Origin of the sequence: Lelliottia jeotgali (genome assembly GCF_016771845.1) — a bacterium.
Lineage (GTDB): Bacteria > Pseudomonadota > Gammaproteobacteria > Enterobacterales > Enterobacteriaceae > Enterobacter > Enterobacter jeotgali.
The window spans coordinates 93,802-116,722 of the sequence record NZ_JAENMQ010000006.1; the positions used below are offsets into that span (position 1 = coordinate 93,802).

General features: G+C 56.9%; 22 protein-coding genes. 13 read left to right on the forward strand and 9 right to left on the reverse strand.

Annotated elements, in window-relative coordinates; translation table 11 throughout:
- Window position 1: 1 nt before the first annotated feature.
- Window positions 2-931, reverse strand: coding sequence for a LysR substrate-binding domain-containing protein (locus JBO43_RS13410; RefSeq protein WP_202674499.1), 930 nt, complete (start codon window positions 929-931; stop codon window positions 2-4).
- Window positions 932-1,299: 368 nt separating this feature from the next.
- Between JBO43_RS13410 and JBO43_RS13415 the strand changes: the two genes are divergently transcribed.
- The 7 genes from JBO43_RS13415 to JBO43_RS13445 all read left to right on the forward strand — a co-directional run bounded on the left by JBO43_RS13415 (window position 1,300) and on the right by JBO43_RS13445 (window position 10,655).
- Window positions 1,300-1,905 carry an ankyrin repeat domain-containing protein gene (locus JBO43_RS13415; protein ID WP_202674500.1) on the forward strand — a complete coding sequence of 202 codons (606 nt, stop codon included), beginning with the start codon at window positions 1,300-1,302 and terminating at the stop codon, window positions 1,903-1,905.
- Between the two features lie 107 nt (window positions 1,906-2,012).
- On the forward strand, window positions 2,013-3,554 hold the full coding sequence (gene fdrA / locus JBO43_RS13420) for an acyl-CoA synthetase FdrA (protein ID WP_202674501.1): 1,542 nt from the start codon (window positions 2,013-2,015) through the stop codon (window positions 3,552-3,554).
- Entirely contained in the window at window positions 3,554-4,969 is a 1,416-nt protein-coding gene (locus JBO43_RS13425) for a YlbE family protein (RefSeq protein WP_202674502.1), read from the forward strand. Before fdrA ends, JBO43_RS13425 begins: the two co-directional genes overlap by 1 nt.
- Window positions 4,970-4,980: 11 nt before the next feature.
- Window positions 4,981-6,525: a xanthine permease gene (locus JBO43_RS13430; protein WP_103946523.1), complete on the forward strand. Its 1,545-nt coding sequence runs from the start codon at window positions 4,981-4,983 to the stop codon at window positions 6,523-6,525.
- A gap of 294 nt (window positions 6,526-6,819) precedes the next feature.
- The gene (locus tag JBO43_RS13435) at window positions 6,820-7,770 is read left to right on the forward strand and encodes a carbamate kinase family protein (RefSeq protein WP_103946521.1); all 951 of its coding nucleotides are present in this window, start codon (window positions 6,820-6,822) and stop codon (window positions 7,768-7,770) included.
- 23 nt (window positions 7,771-7,793) lie between these two features.
- Entirely contained in the window at window positions 7,794-9,173 is a 1,380-nt protein-coding gene (locus JBO43_RS13440) for an amidohydrolase family protein (RefSeq protein WP_202674503.1), read from the forward strand.
- Between the two features lie 747 nt (window positions 9,174-9,920).
- Entirely contained in the window at window positions 9,921-10,655 is a 735-nt protein-coding gene (locus JBO43_RS13445) for a class I SAM-dependent methyltransferase (protein WP_202674504.1), read from the forward strand.
- Here JBO43_RS13445 and JBO43_RS13450 read toward each other — a convergent pair.
- Window positions 10,649-11,251: a short chain dehydrogenase gene (locus tag JBO43_RS13450; RefSeq protein WP_202674505.1), complete on the reverse strand. Its 603-nt coding sequence runs from the start codon at window positions 11,249-11,251 to the stop codon at window positions 10,649-10,651. The genes JBO43_RS13445 and JBO43_RS13450 overlap by 7 nt on opposite strands.
- 98 nt (window positions 11,252-11,349) lie before the next feature.
- Here JBO43_RS13450 and JBO43_RS13455 point away from each other — a divergent pair, with 98 nt between their 5' ends.
- On the forward strand, window positions 11,350-12,237 hold the full coding sequence (locus JBO43_RS13455) for a LysR substrate-binding domain-containing protein (RefSeq protein WP_202674506.1): 888 nt from the start codon (window positions 11,350-11,352) through the stop codon (window positions 12,235-12,237).
- A gap of 70 nt (window positions 12,238-12,307) precedes the next feature.
- Here the strand turns inward: JBO43_RS13455 and JBO43_RS13460 are convergent, their stop codons facing one another.
- Together JBO43_RS13460 and JBO43_RS13465 are read right to left on the reverse strand one after the other, a co-directional pair.
- Window positions 12,308-12,868 carry an Ail/Lom family outer membrane beta-barrel protein gene (locus tag JBO43_RS13460; protein WP_202674507.1) on the reverse strand — a complete coding sequence of 187 codons (561 nt, stop codon included), beginning with the start codon at window positions 12,866-12,868 and terminating at the stop codon, window positions 12,308-12,310.
- Between the two features lie 193 nt (window positions 12,869-13,061).
- A complete protein-coding gene (locus JBO43_RS13465) occupies window positions 13,062-13,439 on the reverse strand; it encodes a hypothetical protein (RefSeq protein WP_202674508.1) in 378 nt (125 codons plus the stop codon).
- A gap of 83 nt (window positions 13,440-13,522) precedes the next feature.
- On the opposite strand from JBO43_RS13465, the gene JBO43_RS13470 reads away from it, so the two are divergent.
- From JBO43_RS13470 to JBO43_RS13485, 4 genes are all read left to right on the forward strand, one after another.
- On the forward strand, window positions 13,523-14,035 hold the full coding sequence (locus JBO43_RS13470; RefSeq protein WP_202674509.1) for a hypothetical protein: 513 nt from the start codon (window positions 13,523-13,525) through the stop codon (window positions 14,033-14,035).
- 9 nt (window positions 14,036-14,044) lie between these two features.
- The gene (locus tag JBO43_RS13475; protein WP_103946515.1) at window positions 14,045-14,494 is read left to right on the forward strand and encodes a DUF421 domain-containing protein; all 450 of its coding nucleotides are present in this window, start codon (window positions 14,045-14,047) and stop codon (window positions 14,492-14,494) included.
- 100 nt (window positions 14,495-14,594) lie between these two features.
- Window positions 14,595-15,776: an aminotransferase-like domain-containing protein gene (locus JBO43_RS13480; RefSeq protein WP_095282997.1), complete on the forward strand. Its 1,182-nt coding sequence runs from the start codon at window positions 14,595-14,597 to the stop codon at window positions 15,774-15,776.
- 79 nt (window positions 15,777-15,855) lie between these two features.
- Entirely contained in the window at window positions 15,856-16,374 is a 519-nt protein-coding gene (locus JBO43_RS13485) for a DUF6622 family protein (protein WP_202674510.1), read from the forward strand.
- Here JBO43_RS13485 and JBO43_RS13490 read toward each other — a convergent pair.
- Complete coding sequence (locus tag JBO43_RS13490) at window positions 16,371-16,790, reverse strand: nuclear transport factor 2 family protein (RefSeq protein WP_202674511.1); 420 nt, start codon at window positions 16,788-16,790, stop codon at window positions 16,371-16,373. The two genes, JBO43_RS13485 and JBO43_RS13490, sit on opposite strands and share 4 nt — an antisense overlap.
- A 93-nt stretch (window positions 16,791-16,883) precedes the next feature.
- On the opposite strand from JBO43_RS13490, the gene JBO43_RS13495 reads away from it, so the two are divergent.
- Window positions 16,884-17,636, forward strand: a complete 753-nt coding sequence (locus tag JBO43_RS13495; RefSeq protein ID WP_237730046.1) for an AraC family transcriptional regulator — start codon at window positions 16,884-16,886, stop codon at window positions 17,634-17,636.
- On the opposite strand, the gene nudI is transcribed toward JBO43_RS13495, so the two are convergent.
- The 4 genes from nudI to JBO43_RS13515 form a co-directional block, all read right to left on the reverse strand.
- Window positions 17,590-18,015: a nucleoside triphosphatase NudI gene (gene nudI, locus JBO43_RS13500; protein WP_202674512.1), complete on the reverse strand. Its 426-nt coding sequence runs from the start codon at window positions 18,013-18,015 to the stop codon at window positions 17,590-17,592. The genes JBO43_RS13495 and nudI overlap by 47 nt on opposite strands.
- 139 nt (window positions 18,016-18,154) lie before the next feature.
- Window positions 18,155-19,324 (reverse strand): beta-barrel domain-containing protein, encoded by a 1,170-nt coding sequence (locus JBO43_RS13505; RefSeq protein ID WP_095284348.1) that lies wholly within the window; start codon window positions 19,322-19,324, stop codon window positions 18,155-18,157.
- 10 nt (window positions 19,325-19,334) lie between these two features.
- Entirely contained in the window at window positions 19,335-21,521 is a 2,187-nt protein-coding gene (locus JBO43_RS13510; RefSeq protein WP_103950198.1) for a type I secretion system permease/ATPase, read from the reverse strand.
- Complete coding sequence (locus tag JBO43_RS13515; RefSeq protein ID WP_095282993.1) at window positions 21,518-22,921, reverse strand: TolC family outer membrane protein; 1,404 nt, start codon at window positions 22,919-22,921, stop codon at window positions 21,518-21,520. The genes JBO43_RS13510 and JBO43_RS13515 overlap by 4 nt, the downstream gene beginning before the upstream one ends.

The following is a 22,921-nucleotide window of genomic DNA, read 5'->3' on the forward strand; positions in this document are numbered from 1 at the left end:
GTTAATCTCGCCACAATAAATCGCTATAAACCCCGGTCAGGACGCCTTGAGGCCCAAACTGCTGTTTGATCCAGCGGGTTACCTGGCCGGTCGCCGCATGTTGTGTTGCCAGCAACATGCGGGAATCCTGACGGGGATTGTTAATCCGCCGCGTTACCAGCAGGCCTTCTTCCACCGCTTCCCGCGCCATATGTTCCGGTAAAAAGCCAATCCCTTCGCCAAGAATCTGACACTGGCATTTGGTGTTAAAGTCCGGCACCAGAATCGCCTCCTGCCCGTGCAGCAACCATCCCACTTTTTTATTGATCGTGTGCGCCGTGTCCTCAACCATGATATTCGGGTAAAGGCGCAGCTGGCTCTCGGCAATCGGCTCCGGGGAAAATGCCAGCGGATGCTGGGGAGAGATGGCGAACACCCATCGAATCGCGCCAATCTCCGTGTAATCAATCCCACCGCCGTCGAGCAGCGTATCTGGCGCACCAATGGCAATATTCGCCTGGTTATTAATAATCGAATCCCACACGCCGTTATACACCTCGGTGGTGACCGTGATCTGGCAGGTCGGGAACTGTTTTTTTAATACCTGCAACAGTCTCGCGGTATGGCGCGGCGTATATAAAAGCTGATTAATACAAATGCGTACCCGCGCTTCGATGCCCTGTGAAATGGTATCAATCCCGCGTTTGATGGCGTAAAAATCATTAAGCAAATCCGTCGCTTTACGATAAAAGTAAAATCCGGATTCTGTCAGTTCGATACTGCGGGTATTACGCACGAACAGTACGACGTCCAGCCCGGTCTCCATCCGTTTGATGGTGTAACTTATCGCGGATGTCGTCACGCCCAGTTCTTCTGCCGCTTTACTGAAGCTGCCGAAGCGCACCGCAGCGGTAAAAGCCAGCAGGTTCTCTTCAGTGAAAATAGAATTCATGGCTCACTCTCTTATGCAAACGGCCTCAGCGGTATTGTTGAATCTATTTGTAATCCACCCAAACGGCAATCAGTTTTGAACAGTATTTAACACTGCGGTTACAACTCATTTGAGCGCAATCACACTTCTGCGATTTTGTTTCAGGCCGCGCCAGTAAAGGCGTGTTGAGCCATAAGCAGAAAGCACTTCTGTGCGGAAAAAGCGCTCGAAAGATAAGAAAAACATTGCACCGACGCACGTTTTGACTCAACTGTTGATTTTGATTCAACAATCAATGTGCTTACGATGAATGAATTTTAACCGGATTCTTTTATCCCTGGGCTGTTGCTATTCTCAGGCCATCAGAAATGAAAAATCGGAGTCTGAATATGTCTGCAAATGAACTCGTTACTGAATTTCTGCTGGCGGCAGAGCAGGGCAATCTGGATGCACTTAAAGCCTGTCTGGAAAAAGGCGTGGATATTAACGCCACCAATCGCCAGAAAAGAACCGCCATTATTACTGCCAGCCTCAAAAAGCATTATCCTTGCGTTGAATTTCTTATTTCCGCCGGTGCGGATATCGATCAACAGGATCAGACCTGTTTCAACCCGTTCTTAATCAGCTGTTTGACGAACGATCTAACTCTGCTGCGCATTATCCTGCCCGCGAATCCGGACTTGGATCGTCTGTCGCGTTTCGGCGGCGTCGGTATTACGCCTGCCAGTGAAAAAGGTCACGTGGAAATTGTCCGCGAACTGCTGACCCACACAGATATCAACGTCAATCACACCAACTTTGTCGGCTGGACGCCGCTGCTGGAAGCGATCGTGCTCAACGATGGCGGCCCAAAACAGCAGGAGATCGTCAAATTACTTCTCGACCACGGCGCCAATCCGCACATGACCGACAAATACGGTAAAACGCCGCTCGAACTGGCGCGCGAGAAAGGCTATCACGCCATTGCCGAGCTGCTGTTAGCCGCAGGCGCGTAATGCATTCGGCAAGCCTTTTCGGGCTTGCCTGACCTGAAAATTTTCACGTTTACCATCATGCCTTAATCATGATGGCGGCCCCCTTTTGCCCGCATTCGGGAGGAAACATGCCCACCAAAATCGTTATTAAAAAGAACACTTATTTTGATTCTGTTTCGCTGATGTCGGTTTCGACCAAAGCCAATAAATTGCCTGGTGTGGAACAGGCGTTTGTGGCGATGGCGACCGAAATGAACAAAGGCGTATTAAAAAACCTCGGCTTATTAACGCCGGAACTGCAGGACGCTAAAAACGGCGACCTGATGATTGTGATTAAAGGTGAGTCTGCCAATGACGAAACCCTGGCGGCCATCGAAGAATTGTTTACCCGCAAAGAGAGCGGCGGTGCACACGAAGCGCGTTTCGCCACGCTCGCCAGCGCCAAAACCCATCGTCCTGACAGCAATCTGGCGGTGATTTCGGTCAACGGCCTGTTTGCCGCCCGTGAAGCGCGCCAGGCGCTGGAAAACGATCTCAACGTGATGCTCTTTTCCGATAACGTCAGCCTCGACGACGAACTGGCGCTCAAGCAGCTGGCGCATGAGAAAGGTCTGCTGATGATGGGCCCGGACTGCGGCACTGCCATTATCAATGGCGCCGCGCTGTGCTTTGGCAACGCGGTACGCCCTGGACCGATCGGCATCGTGGGCGCGTCGGGCACCGGCAGCCAGGAGCTGAGCGCGCGCATTCATGAATTCGGCGGCGGCATATCGCAATTGATCGGCACCGGTGGCCGTGATTTGAGTGAAAAAATCGGCGGCCTGATGATGCTCGACGCCATCGAGATGCTCGAAGCCGACGAGGCCACCCAGGTGATCGCCTTAATCTCTAAACCGCCTGCGCCAAAAGTGGCTGAAAAAGTGCTGGCCCGCGCCCGCGCCTGCCGCAAACCGGTGGTGGTCTGTTTCCTCGGGCGCAACGAACCGCCCGCCGATGAAGACGGCCTGCAGTTCGCGCGCGGCACCAAAGAGGCAGCCCTGAAAGCGGTCCTCCTCACCGGCATTAAAAAAGAGTCGCTGGATTTGCATCCGCTCAACTGGCCGCTTATTGAAGAAGTCCGTACGCGTCTGACACCGCAGCAAAAATACATTCGCGGCCTGTTCTGCGGCGGCACTTTATGCGACGAAGCGATGTTCGCGGCGCTGGAAAAATTCGACGACGTTTACAGCAACATCCAGCCGGACCCGACCAAACGTCTGGCCGATCTCAACGTCAGTAAAGCCCATACCTTCCTTGATTTCGGCGACGATGATTTCACCAACGGCAAACCGCATCCGATGATCGACCCGACCAACCGCATCAGCCGTCTGTTGCAGGAGGCGCGCGACCCGGAAGTCGGCGTGATCGTGATGGATTTCGTGCTCGGCTTTGGCTCCCACGAGGACCCGGTCGGGGTGATGATCGACGCCATTAAAGAGGCGCAGGCCATCGCGAAAGCGGACAACCGCCCGCTGGAGATCCTTGGCTACGTGCTCGGCACCGATCTGGATACCCCGTCCCTGTCGCAGCAGTGCCAGTTGCTCACGGATGCAGGTGTGATCTGGGCCAGCAGCAGCACCAATACCGGATTACTGGCGCGTGAATTTGTCTGCAAAGGAGAAAAAGCCTGATGAAAACCTTATTTAACCAGCCGCTGAACGTCATTAATGTCGGTATCGCCATGTTCAGCGACGATCTCAAAAAACAACACGTGGCGGTCACGCAGCTCGACTGGACGCCGCCGGGGCAGGGCAACATGCAGGTGGTGGAGGCGCTGGATCAGCTGGCACAGTCCGCGCTTGCCGAAAAAATCGCCGCCGCCAACAAACAGGCGCTGGAGCGCATTATTCAGTCCCATCCGGTGCTGGTGGGCTTTGATCAGGCCATCAACGTGGTGCCTGGCATGACTCGCACCACCATTCTGCATGCCGGCCCACCGGTGGCGTGGCAAAACATGTGCGGCGCAATGCGCGGCGCAGTGACGGGCGCACTGGTGTTTGAAGGGTTGGCAAGCGATCTGGACGACGCCGAGCGCCTCGCGGCATCCGGAGAAATCACCTTCTCGCCGTGCCACGAACACGACTGCGTCGGCTCGATGGCGGGTGTCACCTCGGCGTCGATGTTCATGCACATCGTCGAGAATAAAACCTACGGCAACCGCGCGTTCACCAACCTCAGCGAGCAGATGGCGAAAATCCTGCGCATGGGCGCTAACGATCAAAGCGTGATTGATCGCCTGAACTGGATGCGCGACGTGCTCGGCCCGATGCTGCGTGATGCGATGAAAATCATCGGCGAAATCGATCTGCGCTTAATGCTGGCTCAGGCGCTGCACATGGGCGATGAGTGCCACAACCGCAACAACGCAGGCACCACGCTGTTGATCCAGGCGCTAACGCCGGGGCTGATTCAGGCCGGTTATCCGGTAGAGCAGCAGCGTCAGGTGTTCGAGTTCGTGGCGAGCAGCGACTACTTCTCCGGCCCGACGTGGATGGCGATGTGCAAAGCCGCGCTCGATGCCGCGCACGGCATCGAGTACAGCACCGTGGTCACGACGATGGCGCGAAACGGGTACGAATTTGGCCTGCGCATTTCTGGCCTGCCGGGGCAGTGGTTTACCGGCCCGGCGCAGCAGGTGATTGGCCCGATGTTTGCCGGTTACAAACCGGAGGATTCCGGTCTGGATATCGGCGACAGCGCCATCACCGAAACCTACGGCATCGGCGGATTTGCGATGGCGACGGCGCCGGCGATTGTCGCGCTGGTGGGCGGCACGGTGGACGAAGCCATCGACTTCTCGCGCCAGATGCGCGAAATCACCCTTGGCGAAAACCCGAACGTCACCATTCCGCTGCTCTCGTTTATGGGCATCCCAACGGCGATTGATATCACCCGCGTTGCCGCCAGCGGCATTCTGCCGGTGATCAACACCGCCATCGCCCACAAAGACGCTGGGATCGGCATGATTGGGGCGGGCATCGTTCACCCGCCATTTAGCTGTTTTGAAAAGGCGCTGTTGACCTTCCGCGATCGCTACTTTTTATAAGGTAAGCATTCATGAAAAGCATGAAACTGGAGTGGAAAAGAGGTGACTGGGCGGCCTATTTCGGGCTCATGACCAATAACCTGACTAACCTGTTGACCATGATGGGGCTGCTCATTTTTGTCGTCGGCATCCCGAAAGAGATTGTTTATGGGCGTATCGCGCCAGCCTTCGGGCTGGCGGTGCTGGTCGCCAGCATCTGTTACACGTGGTTTGGCCTGCAAATGCAGCGCCAGACCGGGCGCAACGATGTGACGGCGCTGCCGTCTGGCCCGAGCGCGCCGTCCATTTTCACCGTGACGTTTCTGGTGCTGATGCCGGTTTATCAGCAGACCGGTGATGCGGATTTTGCCATCCAGATAGGTCTGGTGTGGTGCTTCGTGGAAGCGATGATTCTGGCGGGCGGTTCGTTCCTTGGCGAAACCATTCGCAAGATGATCCCGCGTACCGTGCTGCTGTCGTGCCTCTCCGGTTTAGGTCTGCTGTTGCTGGCGATGAACCCAATGCTGCAGGCGTTCGAAGCGCCGACGGTCTCCTTCATCGTGCTGCTGCTGATCTTTATCAACTGGTTTGGTAAAAAGCCGATCTTCGCGCGCATTCCGACCGGCCTGTTGTTACTGGTTGCCGGTACTGCGCTGGCGTGGATCTCCGGCCTGCAAAGCCCGGAAGCGATCAAAGCGTCCATGTCCTCGTTCGGCTTTAACCCGCCGTCAGTCCACGTAGACAGTTTCATGCAAGGTTTACCGCACGCCCTGCCGTATCTGGCGTCGGCGGTCCCGCTGGGGCTGGCGAACTATATCTTTGACCTCGAAAACATCGAAAGCGCCCACGCGGCAGGGGATGAATACCCGACCCGCAAAGTGATGCTGGCCAACGGCCTGGCCTCCATGCTTGGCTGTTTGATGGGCAATCCGTTCCCGGTGACAGTCTACGTCGGCCACGCGGGATGGAAAGCGATGGGCGCGAGCATCGGCTACACCCTGGCGTCGGGCGTCACCATGTTCATCGTGCCGCTGTTCGGGCTGGGGGCCTTTATGCTCGCCATCATTCCGATGACCGCCATCGTGCCGATTCTGGTGTTTATCGGCGTGGTCACCGCCAACCAGGTGGTGAGGGAAACGCCCAAAGTGGAGGTGCCCGTCATCTTTATCTGCCTGTTCCCGTGGATCGCCAACTGGGCGCTGACCATGATGAACAGCGTGATGGGTGCAGCGGGGACTAACGCCGCGAAGATTGGCACCGACGTGCTGCACAGCAAAGGTATCTACTACGAAGGGCTGATGCATCTGGGCAACGGCGCACCGCTCGCCAGCATGCTGTGGGGTTGTATCGCCATCTTCGCCATCCTCAATAAACCGTTGCGCGGGGCGATCGCCGCAGCCGTCGGTGCACTGCTGGCGCTGTTCGGTGTAATCCACGCCCCGGTGGTCGGTTTTGCCGAAGGCAGTTCGCTGATGTTCGTCACCGCGTACCTGATGATGAGCGGGATGTTCGTGGTGAAACACATCATGGATAGCCGCGAAGTAGCGCAGGCGGCAGCGCCGGTTTCAGAGTCCTGATAATGCCTGATGCCCTCACCCTAACCCTCTCCCACAGGGAGAGGGAACTGGTTTATTCCTCCCCCCAGGATAGAGGGGGGACTGGTTTTCTCCCTCCCCCCAGGATAGAGGGGGGCTGGTTTTCTCCCTCCCCCCTGGATAGAGGGGGGACTGGTTTTCTCCCTCACCCCAGGATAGAGGGGGGACTGGTTTTCTCCCTCCCCCCTGGATAGAGGGGGGACTGGTTTTCTCCCTCTCCCTGCGGGAGAGGGCCGGGGTGAGGGCACCAGACCGCACAATTTCTAAGGAAAACACATGAAAGAACTCATGGTCGTCGCCATCGGTGGCAACAGCATTATCAAAGATAACGCCAGCCAGTCGATTGAACATCAGGCGCAGGCAGTCAAAGCGGTGGCGGAATCGGTGTTAGAGATGCTCGCCTCCGACTACGACATCGTCCTCACCCACGGCAACGGCCCGCAGGTAGGCCTCGATCTTAGGCGCGCGGAGATCGCCCACGAGCGCGAAGGTCTCCCCCTGACACCGCTCGCCAACTGCGTCGCCGACACTCAGGGCGGGATCGGCTATCTGATCCAGCAGGCGCTAAACAACCGTCTCGCCGCGCGCGGTGAGCAAAAGGCGGTGACGGTAGTCACGCAGGTGGAGGTGGATCAAAACGATCCCGGTTTTACCCATCCCACCAAGCCTATCGGTGCCTTTTTCAGCGAAGCTCAACGCGATGAGCTACAGCTCGCTCATCCCGACTGGCACTTTGTCGAAGATTCCGGGCGCGGATACCGTCGCGTGGTCGCCTCGCCGCAGCCGGTGCGCATTGTCGAAGCCGATGCCATCAAAACCCTGACGCAAAAAGGCTTTGTGGTGATCGGCGCGGGCGGCGGCGGAATTCCGGTGATCCGCACCGCTGAAGGGGATTATCAAAGCGTCGACGCGGTGATTGATAAAGATCTCTCCACCGCGCTGCTGGCACGTGAAATTTCTGCCGACGTGCTGGTGATCACCACCGGCGTCGAGAAAGTGTGCGTGAATTTTGGCAAGCCGAACCAGCAGGCTCTCGACACCGTCAACGTGGCGCAAATGACGCGCTACATGGACGAGGGCCATTTCCCGGCGGGCAGCATGCTGCCGAAAATTGTTGCCAGCCTGGCGTTCCTGCAACAGGGCGGCAAACGGGTCATCATCACCTCGCCAGATTGCCTACCTGCGGCGCTGCGCGGAGAGACCGGCACCCACATCGTGAACGCGTAAGAAAGTCAGAAAAGGAAGATAAGATGAAAGAGAATAAAAGCCGCCGGGAGTTTATCAGCCAGAGCGGCAAAATGGTCACTGCCTGCGCGTTGTTTGGCGCGACCGGTTCCGTCGCGTATGCTGCTGACACAGCAAAAGAGACCTGCGAGACGGGCAAACCGATGAACATCACTGCGAAACATTACTACCTCGACAACGTGCTGCTGGAGGCCGGGTTTAATTTTGACGGCGACGTAGCCACCAGCACGCGTACTGAGCTGAAAACGCTGGAAATTAAAGACGGTAAAATCGTCGCTCTGCGCGACAATAAAAGCCACGCTGACAGCGCGCTTTCGCACTACAACGCGGGCGGCAAGCTGATGCTCCCGGCGATGCGCGACATGCACATCCATCTGGACAAAACCTTCTACGGCGGCCCGTGGCGATCGCTCAATCGCCCGGCGGGAACGACGATTCAGGACATGATCCGCCTTGAGCAAAAATTGCTGCCGGAGCTGCAGCCTTACACGCAGGAGCGCGCGGAAAAGCTGATCGATCTGATCCAGTCCAAAGGCTCGACCATCGCCCGCAGCCACTGCAATATCGAGCCGACCTCTGGCCTGAAAAATCTGGAAAATCTGCAGGCGGTGCTGGCGCGGCGTAAAGCCGGTTTTGACTGTGAAATCGTGGCCTTCCCGCAGCACGGATTACTGCTGTCTAAATGCGAGCCGCTGATGCGCGAAGCGATGCAGGCCGGGGCGCACTACGTCGGCGGGCTGGACCCGACTAATGTCGACGGCGCGATGGAAAAATCCCTCGACGCCATGTTCCAGATAGCGCTGGATTACGACAAGGGCGTGGACATCCATCTGCACGAAACCAGCCCGGCAGGCGTGGCGGCGGTGAATTATATGGTCGAGATGGTCGAGAAAACACCGGAACTGAAGGGCAAACTGACCATCAGCCACGGCTTTGCGCTGGCGACGCTCAACGAGCAGCAGGTAGACGCCATCGCCACGCGCATGGCGGCACAGCAAATCACCATCGCCTCGACCGTGCCGATTGGCACGCTGCACATGCCGCTCAAACAGCTGCGCGATAAAGGCGTGTTTGTGATGACGGGTACCGACAGCGTGATCGACCACTGGTCGCCGTATGGCCTGGGCGACATGCTGGAAAAAGCGAACCTTTACGCGCAGCTCTATATCCGCCCGAACGAACAAACCCTGTCGCGCGCGCTGGGGATTGCCACTGGCGACGTGTTGCCGCTGAACGATAAAGGCGAGCGCGTGTGGCCGAAAGCGCAGGATGACGCCAGCTTTGTGCTGGTGGATGCCTCCTGTTCCGCCGAAGCCGTGGCGCGCATCTCTCCGCGTACCGCCACGTTCCATAACGGCAATCTGGTATGGGGTATAGTGAGCTAATGTTGCGCCGGGTGGCGGCTATGCCTTACCCGGCCTACAAAACCAACAGCAGCAAGAACCGTAGGCCCGGTAAGCGCAGCGCCACCGGGCCTTTTTTGGCAGCACAGCCGCTTGCTGCCGGGTGGCGGCTACGCCTTACCCAGCCTACAAAACCAACAGCAGCACGAACCGTAGGCCCGGTAAGCGCAGCGCCACCGGGCATTTTAGTCCGCACAGCCGCTTGCTGCCGGGTGGCGGCTACGCCTTACCCGGCCTACAAAACCAACAGCAGCACGAACCGTAGGCCCGGTAAGCGCAGCGCCACCGGGCCTTTTAGGCCGCACAGCCGCTTGCTGCCGGGTGGTGGCTACGCCTTACCCGGCCTACAAAACCAACAGCAGCACGAACCGTAGGCCCGGTAAGCGCAGCGCCACCGGGCATTTTAGGCCGCACAACCGCGTGCTGCCGGGTGGCGGCTACGCCTTACCCGGCCTACAAAACCAACAGCAGCACGAACCGTAGGCCCGGTAAGCGCAGCGCCACCGGGCATTTTAGTCCGCACAGCCGCTTGCTGCCGGGTGGTGGCTACGCCTTACCCGGCCTACAAAACCAACAGCAGCACGAACCGTAGGCCCGGTAAGCGCAGCGCCACCGGGCATTTTAGGCCGCACAGCCGCGTGCTGCCGGGTGGCGGCTATGCCTTCCCCGGCCTACAAAACCCATACCATGCGATATACTGCTACGCATATTCACAAAGAGGGATCTGCGATGGCACAAAATATCTACGACAATCCGGCGTTTTTCGAGGGCTACGCCCAGCTTCCGCGCTCGGTGCAGGGGCTGGACGGCGCACCGGAATGGCCTGCACTCAAAAAAATGCTCCCCGATCTGTCGGGCAAATCGGTCATCGATCTGGGCTGCGGTTACGGCTGGTTCTGCCGTAGCGCGCGCGAAATGGGTGCTGCGCAGGTGATGGGCGTCGATATCTCGGAAAAAATGCTCGCCCGCGCTTCAGAGTTAACTCACGATCCAGCGATCACTTATCAACGCAGCGATCTGGAATCTTTAACGCTTGCAGACAACAGCCTCGACCTGGTCTACAGCTCGCTGGCGCTGCACTATCTCCCGGAACTCGACACGTTATTTAGCCATGTTCAGCGCGCGTTAAAGCCTGGCGGCAGCCTGGTCTTTTCGATGGAGCATCCGATCTACACCTGCGCCTCGCGCCAGGGGTGGTTGACGGATGATAACGGGGATCGTTTCTGGGGCGTGAATCAGTATCAGCAGGAAGGGCAGCGCGTCAGCAACTGGCTGGCGGACGGGGTGATCAAATATCACCGCACGCTCGGCACCACGCTGAATGCGCTGATAAAAGCAGGCTTAACGCTTCGTGAAGTCAACGAGTGGGGCCCAACGCAGGCGCAGATTGACGCCTGGCCCGCGCTGGCAGAAGAGGCGGAGCGACCGATGCTGGTGCTGATCGCCGCCGTTAGACCTCAGTAACCGACTTTGTACACCTGGCCGCTTTGCACGCCTTCTACGCTGCGGCGGTAGGCCAGCGCGACGCGAGCGGCGGGCACGCTTTCGAAGCCGGGGAAGAATCCGTCGTACGCTTCGGCGGATTCGGTTAGCACCGTCGGGCTAATCAGGTTGATACGAATTCCGCGCGGCAGTTCGCAGGCGGCAGCGCGGACGAATCCGGCCAACGCGGCGTTCACGGTGGTGGCGTTGACACCCTGCGCAATCGGCTCATCGGCCACGATCCCGCTAATCAAGGTAATCGACCCGCCTTCATTCAGGTAATGTTGCCCGGTGAGTGCCAGGCGCACCTGCCCCAACAGTTTGTCCTGCAAGCCCTGGTTGAAATCGCTGTCTTTCATGGTTGCCAGCGGGCCAAAATGCAGGCCGCCGCTGGCAGACACGATGGCATCCACCGGGCCGATTTTTTCGAACAGTGCCTGTACGCTCTCCTGCGACGTGATATCCACCTGCTCATCGCCCTGCGTGCGACCGACGCGGATCACCTCATGTTTACTGCTCAACTCTTCTGTCACGGCGCGACCGACCGTACCGCTGGCACCAATAATGACGATTTTCATAGCAGACTCCTTCAGGTTGTGAGTCTCCATTCTTTAATAAATCAGAATTCGGATAAACTGGGCTAAAGTTAGAGGATTACTAACCAGAGGTTTGCAATATGGATAAGCTTCGCGGCATGGAAACCTTTATTACCGTGGTCGAAAGCGGCAGTTTTACCGGTGCAGCGGCCCGGCTGGAGATGTCGGCGGTGATGGTCGGGAAATACATCCAGCTTCTTGAAACGCAGCTTGGCACGCGTTTGCTGGAGCGCAATACCCGTCGTCAGAGTCTAACCGACGCCGGTCGCGTATTTTATGATGAAGCGAAACGGGTGCTGGAGCAGGTATCAATTGCTGAAAGTTCGGTCGAGCGTTTGCGTGCCGCTCCAGCCGGGACGCTGCGCATCAGTGCGCCGACCTCATTCGGGGGTTGTGTGATCGCTCCGCTCACGGCGACGTTTTTACAAGCCTGGCCCGAAGTGCGCGTTGAACTCGATCTAACCAACCGGATGGTCGATATGGTCAATGAAGGATTCGATCTGGCGATCCGCATTGGCGATATCCGTAAAGACGATCTGGTCGCGAAGTACCTGTGTCCGTACCGGATGGTGATCTGCGCGGCCCCTGACTATCTGGCGCGGCACGGAACGCCGCAAACGCCTGCCGATCTGGTCGATCATTTGTGCCTTTCGCACACGGTCTGGACCGCGCGCAATGAATGGCGACTGCCGGGTGTAGAAGGGGATGTGCGCTGGAAACGTGATGCCATATTGCGCTGTAACGACGGGTATGGATTACGCACGGCGGCGGTTGCCGGGGCGGGTTTGCTGTTGCAGCCGGAGGTGCTGGTGGCGGAAGAGCTGGCGAATGGCCGGTTGATCCGCGTGCTGGAAAAGTACACGCCAGAACCGAGGCCGGTGCATATGCTGTGGCGCCAGGATTTACGCCCGTTGCCGAAATTGACGCATTACATTGAGCATATTTTGCAGGGCATTCGTGCGGTTTAATCTCCGGCAAAATACTGCACTGACCTCGTAGGCCGGGTAAGGCGTAGCCGCCACCCGGCATAAACGCCGCTTAGAACCGGTAACCCACACCCACGTTCCAGCCGTTAATGGAATGGCTGCCATCAATATCGGCATTGGTGCCTTCATAACCGACATTAATCGCCAGTTCAGCGGTTGGGTTGAATTGCACGCCCGCGCCATAGGCGAAAGAGGTCGATTTTTCAGAAAGGCTGTCTTTCTGCGTATAACCATCGCCTGCGTTCACCCATTTGGTATCCACATCCGCTTTGGTATGTGCGATGCCGCCCAGGGCATATAACGAAACATATTCGTTAATACGATAAGCCGGACCGGCCATCAGCGAGTAATATTTCACGTCGATGTTATTTTTCACCGAATCAGAATCGACATAATATTTCTGATCGTCACTGCCGCTCATATAGGTGAAAGAGCCGATCACGCTCAGCGGGGAATCCCATTCGTAGCGATATTGTGCGTTGACGCCGCGAATATTTTTAAAGTTCTCAACTTTGCTCTGCGCATAGCCAACAGAGACAGTTTGGTTATCCGCCAGAGCAGCGCCGCTGGCCAGACTTGCCGCCACCAATACCGCCAGAGATATTGTTTTCATTTTCCGTAATCCTTGTGCCGTTGTTATTGTGATCATGCCGGATAAACCGACAAAGACGTCATGGATATTCCATGACAAATGGAGCGGTGAAATTGTTGTTTTTTTTGGCAAGGGAAGAAATGGGGATTAATCTTAAAGACCGGAATATTCCTGGTGTATCCCTCCCCTATATTGGTAGGGGAGGAGGATAATTTTAATTAGGGCATAATCCGGTCGGTTTTTTTAGCGGCCCACATTCATCGAAACCATAAACCTTATAGCCTTTTTGCGTCATGCAATTTAGCGTGTTATCCATTCGGTCACGATGCTCTTTTGGCGTTTCATTTCCATACGCGCTATTCAGTCCCCAGTTTTTATCATCGAGATTATCTTCCCGACGAACGCCGCAGGCGTAGAGATCCTCTTTGCGCTGCGAGACGTTGGTTCGCCCGGAGGCATCCGGTTTCTGGAAGACCTGAACCCACGGAACGTAGGCATAATTGGACGAATCCATATCCGCGACCACGCAGCCAGAGAGCAACAAAATCGCCCCAGACAGCCCGTATCGTGTGGCGGCAAGAGATAATTTCATGCTGAACTCCCTAATCTGCAGATCTGGCTTAATATTAAGTCTGATTACCGGTCATTTCTAGAGTCATCAGGATGAGGTGATAGATGGCGAGTCTGAAAGACGAACATAAGGTATTACCTGGCGTAAACGAAAATCGTGCTGCGCTCACCTTCGAGGAACGATTTCGCCAGTTCGGGTTTGCTGTCTTATTATTCATATTAGCGCTGGCACTGGGCGGTTTTTTTTCGACGGGGTATTTCAGCTCCGCGCAGAAAGAAAATAACAATCATACGCTACGACTTTATTATGAACATTTTGGCCGCCTGCAAACGGAAGGTAAACTCAAGGTGACTGCCCCTTTTTCAAATTCCGGGGAATATGTCTTTCGCCTTGACGGTGATTTTAGCGATAATTTCCAGCCCGGCAATATCTCCCCTCAACCTGACCGCATGTTCAGTCAGGGAAAGGCCATTATCCTGGTCTATAACGCAATAAAAAATCACAGTGATTTCTCTGTGACAATGTACGTCACGCCAACGACGCCGGGAAAAGCGGTGAGCCGGGTCTCATTCAATAATGGGCCGGAAATCCGCTTCTGGCAGTTTATTTATCCCTAGGAGCGCAATATGGAGATGGTCTTTCGGGCACTGGCGATTTACCTGATCCTGCTGGTGGTATTCAAAGTCGCCGGGCGTCGGGCATTATTGCAGATGACCAGCTTTGATCTGATCTTACTGCTGATCATTAGCGAGGCGACGCAGCAGGCGTTGCTGGGGAATGACTTTTCGGTCACCGGCGCGATGCTGACGATTGTCACGCTGGTTGCGGTGGATATTCTATTCGGCCTGATGAAGAAGTATGTCTCTGGCGCAGAAACTATTTTGGATGGTTCCCCGGTCATTTTGGTCGAAAATGGGATGCCTCTGACGGATAAACTCAAAAAAGTGGATGTTTCCTGCGATGATATTTTGGTCGCCGCGCGACAAAACCAGGGCATTACGGAATTCAGTAAAATAAAGTATGCAATTCTGGAGCGTACCGGGCATATCTCAATCATTCCCAAAGATGATCAGTAAACTCCAGCAAAAAGCGGCAAAGGGGATTATCAAAGCCCCGTACATGTGTTACTAACACTGTGAACATCATAAAAAAATCAGAAAAACAGGGTCCGACAGTATGTCAAAGAACAAACTCGCCAGCAGCGTGCAAAGCCTGCAATCTTCCGCCATCCGTGAATTGTTAAAACACAGCAAAATGCCGGGTGTGATTTCCCTCGGCGGCGGCATTCCAAATCCCGATCTATTCGATCACGAAGGCTTACAAATTGCGGCCGATGCCGTCTTATCCCGACAGTTTGGCGAAGCCTTCCAGTATGGTTTGACCGAAGGCTACCCTTTACTTCGCGAAGCGATTGGGCAGATCTGTACTGGCCGAGGAATTGCCTGCCAGGCTGATGACGTGGTCATCACTTCCGGCTCGCAGCAGTCGCTGGATATTCTGGCCCGCGCGTTGATCAACCCCGGCGATACGGTGGTGGTGGAAAGCCCGACCTATCTCGCAGCGTTGCAGGTCTTTAGCCTCGCCCAGGCGAATCTTGAATCCGTCGGGACAGACGGCGAAGGAATGAAGGTCGATGAACTGGAAGCGCTGGTCAGCCGCAAAACCATTAAAGCCGTTTATATCGTGCCGACCTTCGGTAATCCTGGCGGCGTGACGCTTTCTGAAAGCCGCCGCAAGCAGCTGGTGGCGTTATCAAAACGCTACGATTTCGTGATTATTGAAGACGACCCGTACAGCGAAATTAACTACACCTCAGACGTGTTCCGCCCGCTGATGGCCCACGCCAAAGCCATCGGCAACGAACACAACGTGGTCTATACCTCGACCTTTTCTAAAATCCTGGCACCAGGCACCCGCGTCGGCTGGCTGGTGGTTCCGGAATGGCTGAAAAGGGCGGTAGTGAATCTCAAACAAACTACCGATTTGCATACCAGCACGTTGTCGCAGCTGATGACGTATGAATATCTGCAAACCGGGCGCCTGGCAGGGCAAATAAAGCTTATCCGTGAAGCCTATCGCCAGAAATATCAGACTTTTGCTGATGAACTGGAAAAAGAGTTGGGCGATGTGCTGACTTTCCACAAGCCGAAGGGCGGGATGTTCCTGTGGGCGAAATTCAACAATGGCCTCAATACCACCGAGTGGCTGGCGAAGACGCTGGCGAACGGCGTGGTGTTTGTGCCGGGCGAGTTCTTCTATTGCAGCAATCCCGATCGTTCGACGCTTCGCATGTCGTTCGTCACTCCCACCGATGAACAGCTGATAGAGGCCGTTCGACGCCTGAAAATTTCGCTCTGAACAGTCTTACGCATGATGGCACCGCCGCCATTGTGCGTAATAATGAGCCGGTGAGAAAATCTTACTGAGGGTAAAACCCATGACAGAATTCATCACCGGTGTTATCACTCACACGCCCGTCTGGGTGTGGGTACTGTTTATTTTTCTCGTTTCTCGCGGCATAAAAGCCCGCAAACCCGCCATCGTCACGCTGGAAAAGCTCGCGATTATTCCCGCCATTTTTCTGATCTGGGATATCTACGATCTGGTGGTGTTTCGCAAACTCACCGTCGCGACCTGCACGCTGTGGGGAGCTGGACTGCTGGCGGGCGCGGCGCTGGGCTATCTGCTGATTAAGCAAGTGAACACCGCCCGCGCGGCGCAGCCCCGCAGCATTTATCGACAGGCAGACTACTCGGCGTTGCCGTTTATGATGCTGGCGTTCGGTGTGAAATATGTCTTAGGCGTAATGACCGCCGTCTCGCCCGAAACGCTGCAACAGCCAGGGATGAGTGCCTTTGCGATTATCACCGGTGGGATATTCGCGGGCGTCTTTGTCGGTAAATTCACCCGCTATGTGCGCGTTTATCTCTCTGCCGCACCGCAGCAAGCCAGTTAAGACGTTGCGCTGGCAAGGGATTTGTCGGCATGGTCGCCTTTGATCACGCGTGTCACTTCGTCGATTCGCCAAATCTTCCCGTCACGCAGGCGGGCAAACATGTACACCTCAATGTCTGACGTTTGCCCGTTGGTTTTGGTGACCGTGACACAATGTCGGTCTGCCAGCATGTGTGGGGTGCAGCATGCCTGCTCGACTCTGAAGGCGATACGGCTAACCTGGGCGCGGACGTGATTCAGATGCTGGATAAATCCCTCGTAATCAAGCGTATTGCCATCCGTATGCTGCTGATAATCCGCAGAGAAAATTTCCGCCGGAGCCAGTTTTCCCGCGAAGAGATCGTTTAAGAGCTGCTGCATAAATGTGCAACACGCCAGTTCATTAGCGGCTGATGGCAAGTGAATGAGTGGATTCATGGTTGTGCTCCTTTTACGTGGTGAAGCACATTATCCTTGACAGAATCTGGCGTAGTTTCTGTAATCAGGCAATTAATCACGATTTTCGGTCAAATGATGCTAACGTCTGAACCCCTTCGTCATCCCACGGGCTATCGTACCGACTGGCACGTTCATTCTACCGGTCAATTGTGTCGTATTACCTCGGGCCTGCTGATTATCGAAAGCGATAAAGGGCGCTGGGTGGTGCCGCGAGAACACATCGGCTGGATCCCGGCGGAATTGCGTCACGCTGCGCTGTCGGAAAGCGCCATTGAGGGCCAGTCTCTTTATCTCGATTCGTCGCTGTGCACTGCGCTGCCCGATCAGCCGTCGGTCTTCGAACCGGAAATGCTGTCCGAGGCGCTGTTTATGCGGCTCTGTCAGGCGAGTGGAAAAGCTGATTTGCGCTGGGCATCGATGCTGACCGATGAGTTGGCTCATGCGAAACAGGATCTCTACCGCCTGCCAATGCCTGCCCATCCACGGTTGCTGAAAATTGCCCGTACGTTGTTGAACGCCGTGGATGATGTGCAGTCCGTGGAAGCGTATGCACGCCAGTGCGGGATGAGCGTGAGGACCTTTAACCGCCAGTTCAAAGCCGGGACGGGAATGAATTTTGTGAACTGGCGCCAACTGGCCCGTGTCATCAGGGCGATGGAGTGGCTTGAAGAGGGCAAACCGGTGGGGTGGATTGCCCTGTCGTGCGGATATAACAGTGTTAGCGCCTTTATCGAGGTATTTCGCACCTATACCGGTAAAACGCCGGGGCAGTGGGGCGTTACAACAACCCCTTCTGCGCAAACGTCACGCGCGTTGCCTCGTTGAGATCCAGATCTTTCAAAGACTCCGGCTGCACCCACGCGATCTCCTGAAACTCTTCGTTAAAGGTCACGTCGCGGTTAGCGCTGATGCAATCGAAGATCAGGTAGATCATATAGATTTCTTCGGTGGTGCCGTCGGCGTAGGTTTTTACCCGGATATCGTCGCGAAAGGCGAAAGGTTTGACCTCGTTTATCTCAAGGCGATCCCCCAGCTCCTCGCTGATTTCGCGGCGCAGCGCCTGTTCCATCGTTTCACCCGGCTCCATACCGCCACCCGACAGCGCCCACTGACCGGGAAACACCCCGCGATCCGCCGCCATTTTGCACAGCAGATACGCCCCGTCATTCTGGATAATCGGACACACAATCGTACGTTGGCGCATGTTCACTCCCTGATTTTTATGTTGGCGGTACTGTAGCAGAGTTCAGGGAAAAAAATGTCGGGTGGCGCTCACGCTTACCCGACCTACAAAACCCGTAGGCCCGGTAAGCGCAGCGCCACCGGGCATGTTTGTTAAACCCTTACCGTTCGCGCAGCGCCTCTTTCGCCCGGTTAAACGGTTTAATCATGTAATCCATCACCGATTTCTCCCCGGTTTTGATATCCACCGTCGCGATCATCCCCGGCACAATCGAGAATTTCCGCCCCGCTTTGTTGACCAGATAATCCTGGCTGGTGCGGATAAATACCCGGTAATAGAACACTTCTGGCTTGGCTTCATCCTGAATGGTGTCCGGTGAAATGGTTTCGACCACGCCATTCAACCCGCCGTAGATGGCGTAATCGTAAGCGGTGATCTTCACCAGTGCTTTTTGCTCGGGGTGGATGAAGGCGATATCGCGCGGTGACAGGCGGGTTTCGATCAGCAGGTGATCGTCCACCGGCACGATCTCCATCAGCTCGCCGTTAGGCGGGATCACGCCGCCAATAGTGGTCACTTTGATGTTTTTCACGATCCCACGCACCGGCGATCGCACGGTCAGACGGGTCACGGAATCCTCGCGGCCTTTCAGCACCGCCGAGACCATATCTACCTCGGCGTTGGCTTTTGACAGCGCCTCGCGGGCCTGGACGTAATACTGCGATCGCACGTCAGTGAGTTTCAGCTCCAGATCGCTTTTTTGCCGCTGCAAGCGTAACTCTTCCACGCGACTGGCGGCGCCGGTTTTGATCAGCCGCTGGGTGATCGCCAGCTCTTTGTTCGCCAGATCGAGCGCCGCTCTCAGCTCGCGCTGGGTGTCATCGAGCTGCGCGCGGCGAGAGGTGTAGAGCCGGGTTTCAGCGGCGATCAGGTCCGGCCATTTTTTCAGGGAAGGGGGGAACACCAACGGCAGATCGTTCACTTCCGCCGTCAGACGCACGCTGGAGGCCAGCGATGCCCGATAGCGCGCTGCACTTTCCCCGACGTTAGATTCCGAGCGCGTAGGGTCGAGTTTCGCCAGAACTTGTCCCGCCTGCACCAGATTGCCTTCTCGCACATTCAGCTCGGTTAAAATCCCGCCGTCGAGGGACTGTAAAACCTGTTCGCGCGAGCTGGGGATCACTTTCCCGGTCCCGGTTGAGACTTCGTCGAGAATGCCGAACCATGCCCACACCCCGACAATAACGAACAACAGCAGGGAGAGGATCACGATGCGCCGTGCGCCGGAGTAGCCGCTTTCGGAGTCGAGAGCGTTATCGAGATCGTCCATTGCCGCCACGTCACGCTGACTGATTTTCATTTTTCCACTCCCGTCCGTTTGCCTGCTGCTGCATGCGGCTGTTGCTCAGGGCCTGCGCTTTCGGCGCGTCCATCACCAGCATGCCCTCTTTCAGCACCACCACGCGCTCCACCAGTTCCAGCACCGGGACGCGGTGAGTGGCGACGATCAGCGTCCGGTTCCCGAGCCACTGGCTGAGATGCTGGAGAAACTCACGTTCCGTGTGTTCATCAAGCGAAGCGGTCGGCTCATCCAGCAGCACGATATTGGGATCGCGCAGGAACATACGCGCCAGCAAGATTGACTGGCGCTGCCCGCCGGAGAGCCCCACGCCGTTCTCCATGATTGGGTAATCCAGCCCTTTTGGCAGCTTCTGCACAAAGCTCGCCGCGCCGCACATTTCCAGCACCGCGAAGATCTCTTCATCTGTCGCACGCGGCATCCCGAGGGTGATGTTTTCCCGCAGTGTGCCGTAGAACAGCCGCGCATTTTGCGTCATAAACCCGACGTTGCGCCGCAGATCCGCCACGTCCAGATGCGGCAGGCTGAGGTTGTCGAGGCGCAGCTCGCCGCCCGCCAGATCCATTCCGCCCGACATCGCCTGTAACAGCGTGGATTTGCCCGCCCCGTTACGCCCGAGGATCGCCACTTTCTCGCCGGGTTTGATCTCCAGGCGGTTGATGCGTAAAGCCATGCGCGGATCTTCCGGGTGATAGCGAAACTGCGCCTGATCGAACAGGTAATGTCCGCGCAGCACGTCCTGGCGGATCGGCGTCTCTTCACGCTGATTTTCCGTCGGCAACTGCATGATGCTGTCCAGCCCCTCTTTGGCGGCTTTCACCTGCTGCCAGCGGGCCAGCACGCCGCACAGGGTCGCCATCGGGGCGATCATCCGCGAGGCCAGCATCGAGGCGGCGACTACCGAACCGGTGGTGAGCGTGCCGTCGATCACCATCGGCGCGCCGACCACGATCACTCCGGCGTAGACCAGGCTTTGAATGGTCATCCCCCAGCTGATCAGGTTTTGCGTCAGCTCGCGGGTGCGCAGACCGGACTCGGCGGTTATCTGGATATAGCTGTTCCACTGTTGCAAAAAGCGGTTTTCCGCCTGCATCAGTTTGATGTCTTCCAGTCCCTGCACGCTCTCGACCAGCACCGCGTTGCGCAGGGTCGATTCATGGGCGGACTGCTTCGCCAGTGCCGCAAGTTTCTTTTGCAGCAGCAGGCCAGGCAGAACCATCAGCACGGCGGCGACGGGGGCGATCCACGCCAGCTGCGGGGCGATGATCGCCAGCACCACCACGAACAGGAAGAAGAACGGCAAATCGACGATCGTTGAAATGGTGGAGGAGGTGACCATCTCGCGGATCTGCTCCAGCTCGCGCAGCTGGGAAATAAAGCTCCCGGTCGAGCGCGGGATCGCGCTGTTACGCAGGCGCAGGGCGTGACCAAATACCCGATCCGAGACGCGCAGATCCGCGCGTTTGCCGAGTAGATCCATAATGTGCCCGCGCGCAATGCGCAGTACAAAGCCAAACAAGGTGGCGATCAGCACCCCGATGGTCAGGACGTACAGCGTTGGGTAGGACTGCGCGGGGATCACCCGGTCATACACCTGCATCGAAAAGACAATCCCGGAGAGCGACAGCACGTTGATAAACAGCGCGGCCAGCATCACCCAGGTGTACGGACGCATGTCGCGCATCACCAGCCGGTAGAGCCAGTCCGGACGGTACTTGGAAATATAGGCATCGACGCGGCTGTCTTTCAGCGCCGCCAGCGGGCGCAGGGCGACCACGTGGCGAATCGCTGGCAGCAGGGCGGTCATCGACACGCGGTTGTTGTGCGGCGAGGTGTCGATGAAGTTGATATCGAGGGTATCGTCGCCGTCGAAGTGCTCGATGACGCCGATTTTGCCTTCGTTTAGCTCAACCACCACCGGCAGTTTCCAGCTGCTGATTGACTGCTCCGTGGCGGTCAGGAGCTGAAAGGAAAGCCCCGCCTCACGCGCCAGCTGGGTCAGCGCCGGGATCATCGGTTTGCCCTTCAGCCACGGCGCGCTGGCGACCAGGGCGCCGGGAGAACAGGCCACGCGATAGCGGCTGGCAACATAGCCAAACGCCTGCGCCCAGTGTTCCAGCGTCTCTTCCGCAATACTTTCGTCCAGCGGGATATCGGTGTGCTTCATGGCTGGATCTCCACAGTCTGAATGGTGCGGTTTTCAAGATCGAACGAATGACGCAGAAGGCCCGTGTTGTACAGGCAGCTCAGCTGTAGCTGGTGGATTTGCCCGGCGGTTTGCTGTTGCGTGAAACGCGCCTGATAGACCTCCTGTTCGGCGTTCAGCACGTCGAGTAGCGGGCGCGAGCCAAGATCGAGATATTGCTGTTGATACAGTTCGCGGGTGCGGACGCTGAGCGCTTCCTGACGGCCCTGAATTTGCAAAGTGCTCATCAGGCTCATTATCTGACTGCGGGATTCCAGCAACTTCTGGCGTACGTCGAGGCGGGTACGCTGAATGGTGGATTGCGCGGCTTCGACGGCGTGTCCGGCGGCGTTGCGCCGGGCGGTGAGGCCGCCGCCCTGGTAGAGCGGCATCTGTACTTTGACCCACGCGGAATACTGGGTGCGATCCAATGAGTCGTGGCCCGCGTAACGGTCGTTGAGATAGTGGCGCACTTCCGGTTCGAGCGACACGGTCGGCGTCATTTGCGCATTGGCATAATCGAGATTGGCCTGCGCGACGTTGGCCTGTGCCCATGCCGAAAGCACCGCTGGCACCAGACGATCGTCCGGCTCAGCGACATCGCAACTGCGCGTCAGGTTGGCTGGGAAGTCGTTGCTGATGGTGTTCAGGTTGTTCCAGCCGAGAAAGCTCATCAGCGTGGCGCGGGAGCTGTCGAGGCTCGCCTGATACTGCATCAGCTGAGCGCGAGCGCCTTCGATGCGGGCGTCGGTCTGCACCACGTCGGAGAGCGAACTCGCTCCTTCGTCGTTACGCTGGCGGGCGAGATTGCCGATGGACGACAGCGCGTCGAGCTGCTCTTTGGCGGTTTCCACCATCTGCTGCCAGGTTTGCACCTGCACCATCGCCAGCGCCGTGTCGTGCCCGATGGTATCAATACTCACCAGCACGTTAGCCTGCTGCTGGGCTACGCCTGCATTTTCGGCGCGGACCTGGCTGGCCACTTTGCCAAAGTCGTAGAGCATTTGTGAAAGAGAAAGCACTAATGAAGGGGTAAAACCGTTGTTGCTGCCGTCGTGGCTATAGCCGCCATCCATTCCGGCGTTGACCTGCGGATAGTATTTCGATTTGGCGACGTCGACTTGTTCCGATTGTTCGTAGAGTTTCCCGACGGCTTCGCTAATGGTCGGATGCCAGCTGACGGCGCGGTTAACGGCATCGCCCAATTTGAGTGTGCCGGGCGCGGCGTTACCGGCAACCGGCGCGACGCGACCATTCAGCGACGGCAGTTCCTGTTCTTCACTCAGGAAACCGGTATTGATCACCCCCGCAGGATTTGCAGCGAGCGCGGGCACAGATATCAGGCAGCATGAAAGCCACCAGTAAGGCATCTTCATTCCCAT

What these genes read in the sequence shown, in the direction of transcription:
- JBO43_RS13510 (WP_103950198.1), bottom strand. Translation starts at nt 21,521, where the DNA reads ATGAAGCACACCGATATCCCGCTGGACGAAAGTATTGCGGAAGAGACG.
- JBO43_RS13415 (WP_202674500.1), top strand. Translation starts at nt 1,300, where the DNA reads ATGTCTGCAAATGAACTCGTTACTGAATTTCTGCTGGCGGCAGAGCAG.
- JBO43_RS13425 (WP_202674502.1), top strand. Translation starts at nt 3,554, where the DNA reads ATGAAAACCTTATTTAACCAGCCGCTGAACGTCATTAATGTCGGTATC.
- JBO43_RS13485 (WP_202674510.1), top strand. Translation starts at nt 15,856, where the DNA reads ATGACAGAATTCATCACCGGTGTTATCACTCACACGCCCGTCTGGGTG.
- JBO43_RS13440 (WP_202674503.1), top strand. Translation starts at nt 7,794, where the DNA reads ATGAAAGAGAATAAAAGCCGCCGGGAGTTTATCAGCCAGAGCGGCAAA.
- JBO43_RS13430 (WP_103946523.1), top strand. Translation starts at nt 4,981, where the DNA reads ATGAAAAGCATGAAACTGGAGTGGAAAAGAGGTGACTGGGCGGCCTAT.
- JBO43_RS13455 (WP_202674506.1), top strand. Translation starts at nt 11,350, where the DNA reads ATGGATAAGCTTCGCGGCATGGAAACCTTTATTACCGTGGTCGAAAGC.
- JBO43_RS13445 (WP_202674504.1), top strand. Translation starts at nt 9,921, where the DNA reads ATGGCACAAAATATCTACGACAATCCGGCGTTTTTCGAGGGCTACGCC.
- JBO43_RS13450 (WP_202674505.1), bottom strand. Translation starts at nt 11,251, where the DNA reads ATGAAAATCGTCATTATTGGTGCCAGCGGTACGGTCGGTCGCGCCGTG.
- JBO43_RS13435 (WP_103946521.1), top strand. Translation starts at nt 6,820, where the DNA reads ATGAAAGAACTCATGGTCGTCGCCATCGGTGGCAACAGCATTATCAAA.
- JBO43_RS13465 (WP_202674508.1), bottom strand. Translation starts at nt 13,439, where the DNA reads ATGAAATTATCTCTTGCCGCCACACGATACGGGCTGTCTGGGGCGATT.
- JBO43_RS13410 (WP_202674499.1), bottom strand. Translation starts at nt 931, where the DNA reads ATGAATTCTATTTTCACTGAAGAGAACCTGCTGGCTTTTACCGCTGCG.
- JBO43_RS13505 (WP_095284348.1), bottom strand. Translation starts at nt 19,324, where the DNA reads ATGGACGATCTCGATAACGCTCTCGACTCCGAAAGCGGCTACTCCGGC.
- fdrA (WP_202674501.1), top strand. Translation starts at nt 2,013, where the DNA reads ATGCCCACCAAAATCGTTATTAAAAAGAACACTTATTTTGATTCTGTT.
- JBO43_RS13495 (WP_237730046.1), top strand. Translation starts at nt 16,884, where the DNA reads ATGATGCTAACGTCTGAACCCCTTCGTCATCCCACGGGCTATCGTACC.
- nudI (WP_202674512.1), bottom strand. Translation starts at nt 18,015, where the DNA reads ATGCGCCAACGTACGATTGTGTGTCCGATTATCCAGAATGACGGGGCG.
- JBO43_RS13460 (WP_202674507.1), bottom strand. Translation starts at nt 12,868, where the DNA reads ATGAAAACAATATCTCTGGCGGTATTGGTGGCGGCAAGTCTGGCCAGC.
- JBO43_RS13490 (WP_202674511.1), bottom strand. Translation starts at nt 16,790, where the DNA reads ATGAATCCACTCATTCACTTGCCATCAGCCGCTAATGAACTGGCGTGT.
- JBO43_RS13515 (WP_095282993.1), bottom strand. Translation starts at nt 22,921, where the DNA reads ATGGGAATGAAGATGCCTTACTGGTGGCTTTCATGCTGCCTGATATCT.
- JBO43_RS13470 (WP_202674509.1), top strand. Translation starts at nt 13,523, where the DNA reads ATGGCGAGTCTGAAAGACGAACATAAGGTATTACCTGGCGTAAACGAA.
- JBO43_RS13475 (WP_103946515.1), top strand. Translation starts at nt 14,045, where the DNA reads ATGGAGATGGTCTTTCGGGCACTGGCGATTTACCTGATCCTGCTGGTG.
- JBO43_RS13480 (WP_095282997.1), top strand. Translation starts at nt 14,595, where the DNA reads ATGTCAAAGAACAAACTCGCCAGCAGCGTGCAAAGCCTGCAATCTTCC.